Consider the following 15,545-nt stretch of genomic DNA (forward strand, 5'->3'; position numbering starts at 1 on the left):
CACCCTTGGTAAGGTGGAGTTGCGTCTCCGCCTTGGGTAGAATGCACGGTTTACTCTCTTTATTGAATTTTTCCAACTAGCTGGAGAAGCTAACCCCATGCTGGAAATCAACCCCTTGGTATCCCTGATCAAAGACATGCAAGAACGCACCCGTGTTCTTAGGGGGTATCTTTGACTACGCTGAAAAGAAAGACCGTCTCGAAGAAGTAACCCGCGAACTGGAGCAGCCGGATGTCTGGAATGAGCCGGATCGTGCCCAGGCTCTGGGCAAGGAGCGCTCGCAACTGGAAACCATCGTCACCACTCTGGAAGAACTTGAGCAGGGCCTGATCGATACCCTGGATATTCTGGAACTGGCCGCTGCCGAAGACGATGAAAGCACCCTGAACGAAGCTGAAGTCGACCTTAAAAGCCTGCAGAAACAGCTGGAAGGCCTGGAATTCCGGCGCATGTTCTCCGGCGAGATGGATGAAAACAACTGCTTTGTGGACATTCAGGCCGGTTCCGGTGGCACCGAAGCTCAGGACTGGTCGGAAATGCTCTTGCGCATGTATCTGCGCTGGTGTGACCAGCATGATTTCAAGGCCGAGCTGGTTGAGGTGTCTGCCGGTGATGTGGCGGGCATCAAGTCTGCCACTCTTCAGGTGGAAGGTAGCTATGCCTTTGGCTGGTTGCGCACGGAAACCGGCGTGCATCGCCTGGTGCGCAAAAGTCCCTTTGATTCCGGGGGGCGACGTCACACTTCCTTTGCCTCAGTGTTTGTTTCCCCTGAGGTGGATGACAGCTTTGAAATTGACATCAATCCGGCGGATCTGCGTATTGATGTTTATCGCGCTTCCGGTGCCGGGGGGCAGCACGTCAACCGCACCGAATCGGCGGTCCGGATCACCCACCTGCCGACGAATACCGTGGTGGCCTGCCAGTCCGGGCGCTCCCAGCACCAGAACAAGGACTTTGCCATGAAGCAGTTGAAGTCCCGTTTGTATGAGCTGGAAATGCAGAAGCGCAACGCCGAAAAACAAAAGCTGGAAGATTCCAAAGCCGATATTGGCTGGGGCAGCCAGATCCGCTCCTATGTGCTGGATGACTCGCGCATCAAGGATCTGCGTACCGGCATTGAAAACCGCAATACCCAGGCCGTTCTGGACGGTGATCTGGATAAATTCATTGAAGCCAGTCTTAAGCAGGGGCTATAGAAATGAGCGAAGAAGACAACAAGTTGATTGCTGAGCGCCGCGCCAAACTGGCTGCCAGACGTGAAGCCGGTAATGCCTTTCCCAACCATCTGCGCCGTGATGCCTATGCAGCGGATTTGCAGCAGGAACTGGGTGACAGGGAAAAGCCCGAACTGGAAACCCTGGATCGCAAGGCTAAAGTGGCGGGCCGGATTCTGCGTCAGCGTGGCCCTTTTATTGTCATTCAGGATGTCAGTGGTCAGATTCAGCTTTATGTGGACAAAAAGGGTCTGGATGAAGACCAGAAAGAAGACATCAAGAGCTGGGATCTGGGGGATCTGGTCTATGCCGAAGGCCCGGTGCACAAGTCCGGCAAGGGTGATCTTTATATTCATATCCAGCAGAGCTGCCTGCTGACCAAAAGCCTGCGCCCCCTGCCGGACAAGTTTCATGGTCTGGCCGATCAGGAGATGCGCTACCGCCAGCGTTATGTGGATCTGATTGTTAACCCCGAAGCCCGGGATGCCTTTGTGATTCGCTCAAAAGTGATCAGCGGTATTCGTCGTTTTATGGAAGAGCGCGGCTTTATGGAAGTGGAAACTCCCATGCTGCAAACCATCCCCGGTGGGGCCACAGCGCGGCCTTTTATTACGCATCACAATGCACTGGATCAGGACATGTACCTGCGCATTGCCCCGGAGCTGTATCTCAAGCGTCTGGTGGTGGGTGGCTTTGAACAGGTTTATGAAATCAACCGTAATTTCCGCAACGAAGGCTTGTCGACCCGGCATAACCCGGAATTCACCATGCTGGAGTTCTACTGGGCCTATGCCGACTACAATCAGCTGATGGATCTGACCGAAGCCATGCTGCGCAGCCTGGCGGAACAGGTTCTGGGTAAAACCCAGTTGCACTATCAGGGTGAAGATTATGATTTTGGTCAGCCCTTCCAGCGCCTGACCATGACCCAGGCTATTGCCCAATACGGTGAAGGAATCAGTAAGGATCAGCTCAAGACCCGCGAAGGGGTTGCCGAAGTGGCGAAGAGCCTGAAACTGGCGATCAAGGATTCCTGGGGCTGGGGTCGCATTCTGACCGAGATTTTTGAAGAAGTGGCTGAAGAGCAACTGCGTCAACCAACCTTCATCACCGAGTACCCTGCCGAGGTTTCACCTCTGGCCCGCCGCAACGATGACAAGCCGGAAGTCACCGACCGCTTTGAATTTTTCGTCGGTGGTCGTGAAATTGCCAATGGCTTTTCCGAGCTGAATGATGCCGAGGATCAGAAAGAGCGCTTCCTGGAGCAGGTCGCCGAAAAAGAAGCCGGTGATGATGAAGCCATGTTCTATGATGCCGACTATATTCGCGCTCTTGAGTATGGCTTGCCGCCCACAGCCGGTGAAGGCATCGGTATTGACCGCCTGGTAATGCTCTTTACCAATGCGGCCTCTATCCGGGATGTGCTGCTGTTCCCGGCCATGCGCCCCGAGGTGGATTAATTAGCTACTGCGCTCGATTCTGCTGTGTTGCAATTGGCATCAAAATGCTCATTTACTAAATGTAGACTCCGCTTTTTCAGCCAATTGCGCCTTGCAGCTTCCACGCTCGTAACGCTAATTTGAATATTTTAGGAATAGAGGAGTTCGAAGCCCACAGCAGCCTGCCATTTGGCTTCCTGTTCCAGGTCGGTCAAAAGCAGAGGCTGTTGTTCCAGCCAGCCTTCGGGAAACTGCAGGGTCAGGGTTTCCTTGCTGCTGGAGTTGTTCACCTCCAATTGGAAGTTGGTCAGGGCTGCATCCGGGCGGCTGTGGTGCAAAAGAACCGCCAGACGCAGAATTCTGGCCAGGCGTTGCAGCTTCAACTGATACTCGGGCGAGAAACTCTTGAATTCACTGGCCGGGAATTTACGCCGGTGTGAACGAACCAGAACCGCCAGCACGCACTGCTGTTGGCGGGTGAAACCTGCCAGGTCGGCGTAATGCAAAAGGTAGGCACCATGCTTGTGGTACTGGGTGTGCGCAACACTCAAGCCGATTTCATGCAGTTGCGCCGCCCAGCCCAGTTTGCTTTGCCAACGTGGGTGAGTCAGTCCCCAGGCTGATGCCACCTGCTGCAAGGCATACAGGGCGGCCTGGTTGACGAGATCGCTCTGTACCGGATCAGCCTGAAATCGATCCTGCAGGGATTTGATGGTACGCTCACGAATGTCCAGATCGGTTCCGGTACCGGCCAGTTCATAAAGAACACCTTCCCGCAGGGCGCCCTCTACATAGTGCATCTCCTGGATCTGTAAAGACTCAAAAAATGCTGAAGTGATGGCAAGGCCAGCGGCAATAACTCGGGCCCGGTCGGCTTTCATGCCATAGGCGGTCCAGTTGTCAGCCGATTTGTTTTTAAGCAGCTCTTTTTCCAGTTCATGCAGATTCTTGGGCGTCAGGGGTACAAACTCCCCTTTGCCAGCCACCAGAGACAGGGTTTTCAGGGTGCCCGAGCTACCCTGGGCCTGTTGCCAGCCATGGCCGAGAAAGGGCTTCTGGATGTGCAGCAATTCACTCAAGGCGGCCAGACGTGCCTGCTGGTAATTTTTTTCAGTCAGCTTGCCATCTGAAAAGAAGCGTTGGGTGTAGCTGACGCAGCCCATGTGCAGGCTTTCCAGAAGGTGGGGTTCGTTATCTTCGCCGGCAATGAATTCCGTGCTGCCACCGCCGATATCCACCACCAGGCGTCGTCCCCCAACCTTGGGAGAGGTGTGTATCACCCCGGCATAAATCAGGCGGGCCTCTTCACGACCGGCAATGACTTCAATGGGGATGTTTAAAAGCTCTTGTGCACGCTGAATAAATTCCTGGGCGTTATGGGCGGCCCGCAGGGCATTGGTGCCTACAGCTCTGACCTGGGTGTCATCCAGCCCCCGCACAAAGGGAGCCATACGCTCCAGACACTCCAGTCCACGCTGTTGTGCTTCTTCACTGAGGTAGCCCTGATCATCCAGACCTGCGGCCAGTTGTACTTTCTCTCCCAGGCGCTTTAGGAGACTGAGTTCGCCTTTGATTTTGCGGGCCAGAACCAGGTGAAAACTGTTGGAGCCAAGATCCAGGGCTGCTAAAGTGCAACCATCAGGTAATGAAGCATCTGCCATAAGGTTAAGTATCCAAAAGACCAAAAAATGTAGGCATGGGAGCCAATAACGATAGCATTAAAAACATGAAGATTATATTTCCGCAGGCTTTAGGTGACTCCCAGAGGGTGCTATGATACCTCTAAACACCTGCTTGAATACCGCTTAGGAGTGAAGAAATGAGTTCTAATATCGTTAATGTCAGCGATGCCAGTTTTGAGGAAGATGTACTCCAGTCAGATCTCCCCGTACTGGTTGACTACTGGGCTGAGTGGTGTGGCCCTTGTAAAATGATTGCTCCCGTACTGGAAGAAGTGGCCAGCGAATATGATGGCCGCCTGAAGGTCTGTAAGCTCAATATTGATGAAAATACAGATACCCCGGCGAAATTCGGTATTCGGGGCATTCCCACCCTGATGGTCTTCAAGGGCGGGAAAACGGAAGCCACCAAAGTGGGTGCGCTGTCCAAGTCACAATTGACCAGCTTTATTGATGAAACCCTCTAAAGCCCTCTTCAGGCCTGGCTTGCAATTTCTTACATTTAGGACTTGCGCACCAGGCCTTTTCTAGGGCAAGATAACTTAGCTTCGCGCCGCTCCACAATCCTTGCGCTCTAGCTAACTAAGCAAGTTCATCAAATACCCGGCCTGCCCCGAGACTCTGAGTCAACAAGCGCTTTTTGGTCGTTTAAGCCCAGTTTGCCGTTTGTTCGGCACTTGTTGCCTGAATGCTGCCTTGCAACTGAAAGACTCAATTTCAAATTTACCTTGCGAGCAAGACCGGTATTAATTATCCACTCCGTTTAACGGAATTATTACTCCTGGCAAGATCACCAATACAAAACCCATGAATCTGACCGAACTTAAGCAGAAATCCGTCCCCGAGTTAATGGAAATCGCCAACGAAATGGGCATAGAACATGTTGCCCGTTCTCGTAAACAAGACATCATCTTTGCTGTTTTGAAACGCCACGCCAAAAGTGGTGAAGACATCTACGGCGATGGTGTTCTGGAAATACTTCAAGATGGTTTTGGGTTTCTGCGCTCGGCAGATTCCTCTTACCTGGCCGGGCCTGATGATATTTACGTTTCCCCCAGCCAGATACGCCGTTTTAACCTGCGTAAAGGGGATAGTATTTCCGGCAAGATACGCCCACCCAAAGACGGGGAACGCTATTTTGCCCTCCTCAAAGTTGACTCCATTAACTTTGATCGCCCTGATAACGCCAAACACAAAATCCTCTTTGAAAACCTCACTCCACTTTTTCCCGATGACCGCCTGGTGATGGAGGTCGGCAACGGTTCCAGCGAAGACCTCACCGCTCGCATCATTGACCTGGTTTCCCCGATTGGTAAAGGGCAGCGTGGCCTCATTGTCTCCCCGCCCAAGGCCGGTAAAACCCTGATGCTGCAAAATGTTGCTAACTCCATCAAGCGCAACAACCCTGAGTGTCACCTGATCGTGCTGCTGATTGATGAGCGCCCGGAAGAAGTGACTGAAATGCAGCGCACCGTACGCGGTGAAGTGGTTGCCTCCACCTTTGATGAGCCACCGGCACGTCACGTTCAGGTGGCGGAAATGGTCATCGAAAAGGCCAAGCGCCTGGTTGAACACAAACTGGATGTGGTGATTCTCCTGGATTCCATCACCCGCCTGGCACGCGCCTACAATACCGTGGTGCCCAGCTCCGGTAAGGTACTGACCGGTGGTGTCGATGCCCATGCCCTGGAAAAACCCAAACGCTTCTTTGGTGCGGCGCGTAATATCGAAGAAGGCGGCAGCCTGACCATCATGGCGACCGCTCTGGTGGACACCGGCTCGAAAATGGATGAAGTCATCTATGAAGAGTTCAAGGGCACCGGCAACATGGAAGTGCACCTGGATCGCAAAGTGGCTGAAAAACGCGTCTACCCGGCAATCAACATCCGTCGCTCCGGCACCCGTCGTGAAGACCTGCTGGCCACAGAAGAAGAACTCCAGCGTATGTGGATTCTGCGCAAGCTGCTCAACCCCATGGAAGATGTGGCTGCCACAGAATTCCTGATTGATCGCTTGAAAGATACCAAGACGAATATGGAGTTTTTTGAGGCCATGAAACGCAAGTAGGATCTAGTGGCGCAGGTTTTGGGAGCGCAGTCCTGTGGGAGCGCATTCCATGCGCGATAACCATCGCCCGCGGAGCGGCCTCCCACATAGAAGATTGCAGCCAGAGTAAGAGCACAGGTTGTGGGAGCGCAGTCCTGTGGGAGCGCAGTCCCTGCGCGATAATCATCGCCCGCGGAGCGGCCTCCCACATAGAAGATTATAGCCAGAGTAAGAGCACAGGTTGTGGGAGTGCAGCCCTGTGGGAGCGCAGTCCCTGCGCGATAATCATCGCCCGCGGAGCGGTCTCCCACACCCGCAGGAATCAAGGCAAGCCCCAGGGCTTGCCTTTTGCACATTAAGAGGCTTTAAATCCCATGAATTATAAGGATTTACGTGATTTTATCAGTCAACTTGAAGCCCGGGGTCTGCTGAAGAGGGTCAGTCAGGAAATCGACCCCTATCTGGAAATGACGGAAATTGCCGACCGCACGCTAAGAGCCGGTGGTCCGGCGATCCTGTTTGAAAACCCCAAGGGTCACTCCATGCCCGTACTGGCCAACCTGTTCGGAACGCCCGAGCGGGTGGCTCTGGGGATGGGTGCGGAATCCACACAAGCCTTGCGGGAAATCGGTAAGCTGCTGGCTTTCTTGAAAGAGCCGGACCCACCCAAGGGCATGAAAGATGCCTGGGAAAAGCTGCCCATCTTCAAAAAGGTTCTGACCATGAACCCCAAGGTGGTCAGCAAGGCACCCTGCCAGGAAGTGGTTCAGGAAGGTGATGAAGTTGATCTTTACGGCCTGCCGATTCAGCACTGCTGGCCGGGTGATGCTGCACCGTTGGTGACCTGGCCGCTGGTGATTACCCAGAATAAAAAGAAGGGCCGCGAGAACCTGGGCATTTATCGCCAGCAGTTGATTGGTAAAAACAAGCTGATCATGCGCTGGCTGGCGCACCGGGGTGGGGCTCTGGATTTCCAGAAATTCTGTCGTGACAATCCGGGCAAGAAATTTCCGGTGTGTGTCGCTCTGGGGGCTGATCCGGCCACCATTCTGGGTGCGGTGACCCCGGTTCCTGATGCCTTGTCTGAATATGCTTTTGCCGGACTTCTGCGCGGCAGCAAAACCGAGCTGGTCAAATCCATAGGCTATGATCTGCGCGTACCGGCTTCAGCGGAAATTGTACTGGAAGGTTATATCGAACCGGGCGAAACCGCCCCTGAAGGCCCCTTTGGTGACCATACCGGTTATTACAATGAAGTCGATCACTTCCCGGTTTTCACGGTAGAGCGCATCACGCGTCGCAAGGATGCCCTTTATCATTCCACCTATACCGGCAGACCGCCGGATGAACCGGCGATTCTGGGCGTGGCTTTGAATGAAGTTTTTGTGCCTATCCTGCAAAAACAATTCCCGGAAATCACCGATTTTTATCTGCCGCCGGAAGGTTGTTCCTATCGGATGGCGGTTGTGACCATCAAAAAACAGTATCCCGGTCATGCCAAGCGGGTGATGCTGGGTGTCTGGAGTTTTCTGCGCCAATTCATGTACACCAAATTTGTGATTGTTACCGATGATGACGTCAATGCCCGTGACTGGAAGGATGTGATCTGGGCCATGACTACAAGAATGGACCCCGCCCGTGATACGGTAATGATTGAAAACACGCCCATTGATTACCTGGATTTTGCCTCCCCGGTTTCCGGCCTGGGATCCAAAATGGGTATGGATGCCACCAATAAATGGCCGGGTGAAACCCACCGCGAATGGGGCACACCCATCGTTATGGATCAGGCCGTTAAAGAACGAGTTGATAACCTCTGGGATGAACTGGGCCTGGATACGAAATGAATACTATGACAGGAAGCCAATGCATAAAATAACCACCCAGGCAGTGATCAAAAGTGTAGAGCTGCTGAGTAATAATGTTTATCAGGTTTTACTGCAGCCTGAAGAGAGTGTTGAATTTCAGGCCGGTCAGTACCTGGAAATTGGAGTGACTGATACTATCTGGGCGCCTTTTTCCATTGCCTGTGCACCCGGCAGTCAGCAGCTGGAATTGCACATCCAGTATTTACCCGGCCGGGAAACTTCAGAATTACTGCAGAAGCAGCTGAAGGACGGCGGTGAACTGACCCTGTGCCTGGCCTCCGGTGAGTGTGTACTACCGGAACAGGAGCAGCCGCTGCTTCTTGTGGCTGCCGGAACCGGCTTTGCCCAGATGAAATCCCTGTTGGAAGAAGCCTTTAAACGTAACTGGCAGGCACCTCTGACTCTCTACTGGGGTGCCCGCAATGTCGAGGGGCTTTATGCATTGCCTCAGGCTCTGGCGTGGGAAAAGCAGCACAGCAATTTTCAGCTGTTTACTTGTGTGGATCTGGCCGATGCTGACTGGAAGGGCCGTAATGCCAGCTTAACTGAGTCTCTGGCAATGGATTTTATCGAAGGTGATTCTGCCGCTCAGGTTAAAGGTTTTATCAGTGGCTCGCCCGCAGTGGTTTATGCGGTGGAAGATCTGATGATGAGTCGGGGAATGCCTGCAAAAGCACTTTTAAGTGATGCACATGCCTATGCGCCGAGAAATTATGACTGATCCAGCTTACCCGGTGGTGATTACCGGTGCCGGTCAGAGGGCTGGCCTGTATCTGGCAGAAAAACTGCTGGAGCAGAGCCGCTCGGTTGTGGTGAGTTATCGCTCCCGAAAAGCGGGTGTCGAGCGGCTGGAAAGGCTGGGTGCTGACTGCATTCAGGCTGATTTTGCCAGCAATGATGGTGTTCTGGGGTTTGCTGCTGCTCTGCAAAAGCGATACTCCGGGCTGAGTGCCTTGATCCATAATGCATCGGACTGGGCGACAGATCCCAGACCCGAAGAGGATCCTGAAGGACGGCAAGCTGCCGAGGTTTTTCAGAGGATGTTTCAGATTCATCAGCAGACGCCTTTTTTGCTCAACAATCAGCTGTCTCCTTTATTGCTGAAAGCTGCTCAGGATCAGGGTTGTGCCAGCGATATCATTCATATCACTGATGATGTGGTGCGCCGTGGCTCTGCAAAGCACTCAGCTTACGTCGCCAGCAAAGCCGGGCTAGAAAGCCTTGCGCTGTCATTTGCCGCCCGCTATGCACCGGACATCAAGGTCAATACCATTGCTCCCGCCTTGCTGGCCTTTAATGAAGGCGACACCCCCGAATACCAGCAAAAGGTACTGGCAAAATCGCCTTTGTATATGGAGCCGGGATTTGAGGTGCTTTGGCAGACAGTGGATTATCTGCTTAACCAGCCTTATATGACGGGCAATCTGCTGCGCCTGAATGGCGGAAGGCACCTGAAGAACTGATCAGGCCAGAAGCCGCGCGGATGCGGCAATCACCAGCAGGTGCAGGGGATACCAGCTGAGCCAAAGCCAGCGGGGGAAAGGCAGCTGCCAGGGGCGCCTGAACTGGCTTAACCCCAGCAATCCCAGCAAAAGCAGCAAAGCAAAATAGCTGCTGTAGGTCGGGATGCCCGGGGGATTCAGCCCCAGGGCCAGAAACCCTGGAAGTGACCAGCTTGCCAGCCACTGCAGATAGCTGGCCGTGCTGTTCAGGCGTTGTTGATAGCAATAAAACAGACCGGCAAAAGCAGGAATCAGTAGCAGGCCGGTCAGGCCATAATCCACCCAGTGACTGATCAGCCAGGCACAGATCAAGGCCAGCGTCAGGCCGAAAAAAAAGCGATAACTGTAAAAAAACCGGAAATCCTGTTGCTGGAGCTGCAAAGCCGCTTTCAGCAAACCGGTCAGGCCCAGACCGCCTGCCAAAGTAAAACAGACATTTAAGGTGGCCGAACTGAGAGGTTCCTGAAGCATCCAGGCATAAACCGGTTGGGCAATCAAGCCAATCATCAGAATCCGCAGACTGTAACGCCCCAGATGGCGACTGTTGAAAAGCGCATGCCAGGCCACCAGAGCGGCAAAAAAAGGAAAAGCCAGCCGCCCCAGGGTGCCCGCCACCCAATAATAGTCAGGCAGACCCGGCACCAGGTAACGGGCAGCATGATCGGCTGTCATGCTGATCACAGCCAGCCACTGGGCCAGGGGTATCCAAAGATTATTGATAGGCATGAGGTGCAAAAAGGGCTTTTACCTGTGTCGATTGCTGGTATGATATTTTGAGTGTAAATTCATGCAACAAGTTATTGATTTGACCACCCGAGATTCTTTGACCTAAGAAGGCCTTCAAGCTATGAGTTCAGAAGAGTATATGCAGGACACGGATTTCACCGAAAGCGAAGACACAGCACGCATTTACGAAAGCATTGCCAACCGTATGAACGGTTTTCTTTACCGTTGCCGCAATGATCAGAGCTTTACCATGGTCAATCTCGCGGGTGCCGTAAAAAAAGTGACTGGGTATGCAGAAAAGGATTTACTGAATAATCAGCGTCTTTCCTATATGTCCCTGATTCATCAGGATGATACCAAAAAAGTGGATGCTGCTGTGGAAAAAGGCATGCAGAACAACAGCAACTGGAATGTGGATTACCGCATCAAACGTTCTGATGGCAGCATCCAATGGGTGAATGAGCATGGCGGCGCCGTTCTGAATGATCAGGGTGAAGTGACCTACCTGGAAGGTATTGTTGCCGACATCAATGATCGTAAGGCACAGGAAGTGGAACGCAAGAAGAAGATGGAAGATGTCGGGGTGACCAGTAACCAGATCATCAATCAGACCCAGAAGATCCTGCAGGTTCTGAAAACCCTGAAAATGCTCAGCCTGAATGCCAGCATTGAAGCAGCTCGGGCTGGTGAAGCCGGTCGCGGCTTTGCCGTGGTGGCTGATCAGGTCAAGGAACTGGCGGATGAAACCGGCAAGTCAGCCCAGTCCATTACCCAGTTGATGGGCGAACTGGAAGAAAAGCTGACCGAAGCCAGCGAATAGTCCTTACACTTCTGATCAATCATTAAAAAAGGCAGCTCATGCTGCCTTTTTTGTGGTTGTTCATCGGCGCATGTCATGGGCCTTGATGGGATAGCCCCTTTCCCGGTAAAACGTCCAGTCAGCACGCTTGGGTTTCCTGACGTCTTCGGAGTCATCAATGATTTCGGCAACCCTTTGAAAGCGTGAGAAGTGACCGGGAATTTTCAAATCCAGGTTGAGCAACACATCATGATGATCGCCGGGCTCGTCCTGCCAACCGATTTCCACAGGTGAAGGCGGCTGGTTGCCCAGCATGCCATGCGGCAAAAAAGCATCCGGCTTAAAACTCCACAGACGTTCATCCAGTTCCTGAGCCATAGCGGGATCAGGAACGTGGATATACAGCCTGTGGCCCTTGCGCCAGATGGTTTCTGTCAAACGGCAGGCAAAATCCAGACGGCTGCCAGGGTTGCCCACCGGCAGTAGATAAAAATCAATATGCGTCATTGTTCTGAATCAGTTTCTTCGCTGCTCTGGTCACCCAGGGTTTCCAGATCAAGAAGGTACTGAACAAGAAGCCCCACCGGACGGCCTGTGGCTCCTTTTTGTTTGCCGGAATGCCAGGCAGTACCGGCGATATCCAGGTGAGCCCAGCGGAATTTCTCGGCAAAGCGGGACAAAAAGCAGGCAGCGGTGATGGTACCGGCAGGACGTCCACCGATGTTCTGCATGTCGGCAAAATTGGAATCCAGTTGTTCCTGGAATTCTTCCCAGAGAGGCAGTTGCCAGGCACGATCTTCAGCCTTCTGGCCTGCCTTCAAAAGAGCTGCAGCCAGGTCATCATCATTACTCAACAAGCCAGTGGCCTGATGCCCCAGGGCAATAATGCAGGCTCCGGTCAGGGTGGCGATATCCACAACACTGGCGGGATTGTAGCGCTCGGCATAGGTTAGGGCATCGCAAAGCACCAGGCGACCTTCCGCATCGGTGTTGAGCACTTCCACTGTTTTGCCGGACAGAGTGGTGTAAATATCACCCGGTTTGCTGGCTGTGCTGGAAGGCATGTTTTCGGCCGCTGCAATCATGAAAACCAGATTGATTTTGGGCTTGATCTGGCGAACCGCTTCCAGAGTGCCGAGGACGCTGGCAGCCCCGCACATGTCGAATTTCATTTCATCCATGCCTTCACCGGGTTTGAGACTGATGCCGCCGGTATCAAAGGTGATGCCTTTACCCAAGAGGACGTGAGGTTTGTCATCCGGGTTTTTCGAGCCCTTGTATTCCACCACAATCAACCGGGAAGGCTGGGCGCTGCCCTTGCCGACAGACAGGAGGCTGTGCATGCCCAACTCGGCCATCTGCTCTTCGTCCAGGATGCTGGTGGTGAAGGCTGAATCCTTGCCGGTCAATTCCAGGGCTGTTTCAGCCAGGTGAACCGGAGTGCAGATGTTGCCGGGGCGGTTGCCCAGAGTGCGGGCCAGGTTTTTCCCCTGACCGATGGCCTGACCGGCCTGAAGGGCTTTTTCACCTTCGGAGGAGTCCTGGTTTTCCGGCCAATGGAAGGAAAGCTCGGCAGGCAATTCATCCTGGCTGCCCTGGGACTTGAATTCTGTGAAGCGGTAAAAACTGGTTTCAGCCACTTCCGCCAGCAGACGCAGCTTCCAACTGGAGTCCCGGTTCTTCAGGGGCGTGTCAGCCAGGGCGATCAAGCAATCATGCAGGCTGAGTTGTGCCAGGTGATCATAAGCGGCCTGGCTGGCTTTGCGGAACTTGGCATCGGTCAGTTGGTCTTCCTTACCCATGCCTACCAGCAGAATCCGCTGTGCTCCAGCGCCGGGAGCAAAGGCGAGTAAAAAGGTTTTTCCCAGTTTTGCTTTAAAATCACCACGGTCAATAATTTGACTGACCAATGACTCGGTGGCCTTGTCCAGTGCTTGACCGCTGAAAGTCAGGCTACCTTCCTGCATGACAGGCAGGACAACGCAGGCGGTTTCCGTCAGCGCGGGTGAATTGGTAACCAGTTTAAAGTTCATAACCACTCCGAAAAAAGTTGTTAGTAAGCAAGTGTGACAAGACAAGCCAGCTAGTGGTGTAGGATAATGGCTTTATATGAGAATTGCATCGTCTGATTTTGGGAGTTGTCCTTGATTCTTCACCGCTATATAGCCAGGGAAATTCTGTTTTCCACCCTGGCTGTTTCCAGCGTGTTGCTGCTGGTTATTGTCGGCAGCCGCTTTGCCCGCTATCTGGGTCGTGCTGCTTCAGGACGCTTATCCCTGGATTCCCTGGGGCAGTTAACCCTCCTGTATATGCCTTATGCCGCCCAGATGATCATCCCTATCAGCTTTGTACTGGCGATCATGCTGACGTTTGGTCGCCTTTACATGCAAAGTGAAATGGCGGTCATCCAGTCCAGTGGCGTCAGTCAGCGCAGGCTTTTGAAGCTGGTCATGGTGCTGGCCATGGGCGTTGCCGGCATCACCGGTTTTGCCAGTCTTTATGTGACTCCGCTCACCCAGCAGATGTCGGAGCTGGTGATTCAGGAGCAGCAGCAACGCACCGGTTTTGAATCCATTACTCCGGGGCAGTTTGTGGAGTTGGGCGAGCAGGCGGTCTATGCCCAGGTCGTCAGTGAAGATCAGCAAACGCTGCAAAAAGTTTTTATTGCTCAGGGTGGCGAAGGGCGCGATGAGTTGGCTTTAGCCACGCGTGGCTTCCAGCAGATTGCCGAAGACACCCAGAGTCGCTTTCTGGTTCTGGAAGAAGGTCACCGTTATGAGTTGCCCGATGATGACCTGGCCATGACTGACCTGAAATTCGAGCGCTATGCTTTGCGCATTGGCGTGCACCAGCCTCCGACCCTTGAAGAAGAAGTGGAGATGATGTTTTTGAATGAGCTGTTGGCCAGGGACGTCAGGGCCGCTTCAGTTGAAATTCAGTGGCGTTTTGGTTTGCCCTTGATGGTGATCATTATGGTCTTGCTGGCCCTGCCTCTGACCAAAGTCAATCCCAGGCAGGGGCGCTTCATGACGATTTTGCCGGTGCTTTTTTTGCAGATGGTTTTTCTGACCAGCCTCATGTCCCTGCAGGATACGATCAATAAAGGCCAATGGCCTTTGTATCCGGGTTTGTGGGCGGTGCATCTGGTCTTTCTGGCGGGTGGGCTCCTGCTTTGCTGGCGGCGGGGAGTTTTTGTCAAATGAGGTTGCTGGGCCGTTATTTATCCCGTGCGGTATTGAATGCCACCCTGGCTGTGCTGCTGGTCATCGTTGGGCTGGATTATATTTTCACTCTGCTGGAAGAACTCAAGGATCTGACTGACAGTTACACCCTGTTGAATGCAGTGACTTACCTGTTGATCCGCTTACCGGAGCGTATTTATCTGTTCTTGCCGGTGGGTATCCTGGTGGGGGTGCTGATCGGTCTGGGCAGTCTGGCTTCAACCAGTGAATTGACGGTGATGCGCGCTGCAGGTGTCTCCATTCCCCGTTTGATTGTGCATGCCTCACGCCCGGTGGTTGTGCTTCTGATTTTGGCCATGCTGGTCAGTGAGTATTTTTTGCTGCAGTGGGCACAAACGGCAGAAACCTACCGCTGGGAGGCCCGAACAGGTCGGCAGGCGGCAACGGTCAGTACGGCACGGGATTTGTGGCTCAAGGAAGACCTGTCCTTTTACCGGATCAATGTCGCCAGAGACGATGGCCGTTTGCTGGGGATCACCCTGTATGAGCTGAACGAAGACTGGCAGCTGGAACGCCGGATCACCGCCGCTGAAGCCGATTATCAGGAGGGTGAATGGCATTTGCAGGACGTTCGGGAAATTCAAATGGCGGATGATCAGCTCAAAGAAAAGCACTATTCGAGCCTGGTTCAGCCTCTGCCGGTTCAGCCGGAATTTGTGGCCCTCCGGGCTTTTGCTCCCAGTGACTTACCACCTTCCCGGCTCTGGACTTACGGTCGTTACCTGGAAAGCAAGGGTCAGGCCAGTGGTTTTTACTGGCTGGCTTTCTGGCAAAAAGTGCTGATGCCGGTCACCGTGTTTGCGGTGGTTATTCTGGCGGCTTCTTTCACCTTTGGCCCTCTACGCACAGTGCCAGCCGGAACACGGGTTTTTCACGGTATAATTATTGGCCTTTCCGTCAAGTTTGCCCAGGATTTACTGGGTCCTTCGGCCTTGCTCTGGGGGTTTACACCGGCGCTGGCTGTACTGATACCCGCAGCCATTTGTGCCATCTGGGGCATGTGGTTAATACGCAAAGCAGGATAGCAGGT

The 15,545-nt window shown here is 53.4% G+C and carries 14 protein-coding genes; 10 read left to right on the top strand and 4 right to left on the bottom strand.

Going from position 1 to position 15,545, the window contains the following annotated elements:
• Positions 1–97 precede the first annotated feature (97 nt).
• Both prfB and lysS read left to right on the top strand, forming a co-directional pair.
• A protein-coding gene (gene prfB, locus LG323_RS12805) for a peptide chain release factor 2 (protein ID WP_404416866.1) occupies positions 98–1,196 on the top strand; the annotation gives its coding sequence in 2 pieces (ribosomal slippage) (positions 98–172 and positions 174–1,196; 1,098 coding nt in all).
• Positions 1,197–1,198: 2 nt separating this feature from the next.
• Positions 1,199–2,674 carry a lysine--tRNA ligase gene (gene lysS, locus LG323_RS12810; protein ID WP_404416869.1) on the top strand — a complete coding sequence of 492 codons (1,476 nt, stop codon included), beginning with the start codon at positions 1,199–1,201 and terminating at the stop codon, positions 2,672–2,674.
• Between the two features lie 128 nt (positions 2,675–2,802).
• On the opposite strand, the gene LG323_RS12815 is transcribed toward lysS, so the two are convergent.
• A complete protein-coding gene (locus tag LG323_RS12815) occupies positions 2,803–4,314 on the bottom strand; it encodes an exopolyphosphatase (RefSeq protein ID WP_404416872.1) in 1,512 nt (503 codons plus the stop codon).
• A 158-nt stretch (positions 4,315–4,472) separates the two neighbouring features.
• Here LG323_RS12815 and trxA point away from each other — a divergent pair, with 158 nt between their 5' ends.
• The 5 genes from trxA (at position 4,473) to folM (ending at position 9,709) form a co-directional block, all read left to right on the top strand.
• A complete protein-coding gene (gene trxA / locus LG323_RS12820) occupies positions 4,473–4,799 on the top strand; it encodes a thioredoxin TrxA (RefSeq protein WP_310696750.1) in 327 nt (108 codons plus the stop codon).
• 340 nt (positions 4,800–5,139) lie between these two features.
• A complete protein-coding gene (rho, locus tag LG323_RS12825; RefSeq protein WP_310696751.1) occupies positions 5,140–6,399 on the top strand; it encodes a transcription termination factor Rho in 1,260 nt (419 codons plus the stop codon).
• 353 nt (positions 6,400–6,752) lie between these two features.
• A complete protein-coding gene (gene ubiD, locus LG323_RS12830) occupies positions 6,753–8,225 on the top strand; it encodes a 4-hydroxy-3-polyprenylbenzoate decarboxylase (RefSeq protein WP_404416876.1) in 1,473 nt (490 codons plus the stop codon).
• A gap of 19 nt (positions 8,226–8,244) precedes the next feature.
• Positions 8,245–8,967 carry an NAD(P)H-flavin reductase gene (locus LG323_RS12835; RefSeq protein WP_404416879.1) on the top strand — a complete coding sequence of 241 codons (723 nt, stop codon included), beginning with the start codon at positions 8,245–8,247 and terminating at the stop codon, positions 8,965–8,967.
• Positions 8,960–9,709, top strand: a complete 750-nt coding sequence (folM, locus tag LG323_RS12840) for a dihydromonapterin reductase (RefSeq protein WP_404416882.1) — start codon at positions 8,960–8,962, stop codon at positions 9,707–9,709. The genes LG323_RS12835 and folM overlap by 8 nt, the downstream gene beginning before the upstream one ends.
• Here folM and LG323_RS12845 read toward each other — a convergent pair whose 3' ends face one another.
• The gene (locus LG323_RS12845; RefSeq protein ID WP_404416885.1) at positions 9,710–10,474 is read right to left on the bottom strand and encodes a TraX family protein; all 765 of its coding nucleotides are present in this window, start codon (positions 10,472–10,474) and stop codon (positions 9,710–9,712) included.
• Positions 10,475–10,595: 121 nt separating this feature from the next.
• On the opposite strand from LG323_RS12845, the gene LG323_RS12850 reads away from it, so the two are divergent.
• Positions 10,596–11,294, top strand: coding sequence for a methyl-accepting chemotaxis protein (locus tag LG323_RS12850; RefSeq protein ID WP_404416888.1), 699 nt, complete (start codon positions 10,596–10,598; stop codon positions 11,292–11,294).
• A gap of 60 nt (positions 11,295–11,354) precedes the next feature.
• Here the strand turns inward: LG323_RS12850 and LG323_RS12855 are convergent, their stop codons facing one another.
• Both LG323_RS12855 and LG323_RS12860 read right to left on the bottom strand, forming a co-directional pair.
• Positions 11,355–11,780 carry a DNA polymerase III subunit chi gene (locus LG323_RS12855; RefSeq protein WP_404416891.1) on the bottom strand — a complete coding sequence of 142 codons (426 nt, stop codon included), beginning with the start codon at positions 11,778–11,780 and terminating at the stop codon, positions 11,355–11,357.
• A complete protein-coding gene (locus tag LG323_RS12860) occupies positions 11,777–13,306 on the bottom strand; it encodes a leucyl aminopeptidase (protein WP_404416894.1) in 1,530 nt (509 codons plus the stop codon). Before LG323_RS12860 ends, LG323_RS12855 begins: the two co-directional genes overlap by 4 nt.
• 111 nt (positions 13,307–13,417) lie before the next feature.
• Between LG323_RS12860 and lptF the strand changes: the two genes are divergently transcribed.
• Entirely contained in the window at positions 13,418–14,476 is a 1,059-nt protein-coding gene (gene lptF, locus LG323_RS12865) for an LPS export ABC transporter permease LptF (protein ID WP_404416897.1), read from the top strand.
• Complete coding sequence (gene lptG / locus LG323_RS12870; RefSeq protein WP_404416900.1) at positions 14,473–15,540, top strand: LPS export ABC transporter permease LptG; 1,068 nt, start codon at positions 14,473–14,475, stop codon at positions 15,538–15,540. Before lptF ends, lptG begins: the two co-directional genes overlap by 4 nt.
• The last annotated feature ends 5 nt before the right edge of the window (positions 15,541–15,545 follow it).

The sequence above is a fragment of the Marinospirillum sp. genome (assembly GCF_044810985.1).
GTDB lineage: Bacteria > Pseudomonadota > Gammaproteobacteria > Pseudomonadales > Halomonadaceae > Marinospirillum.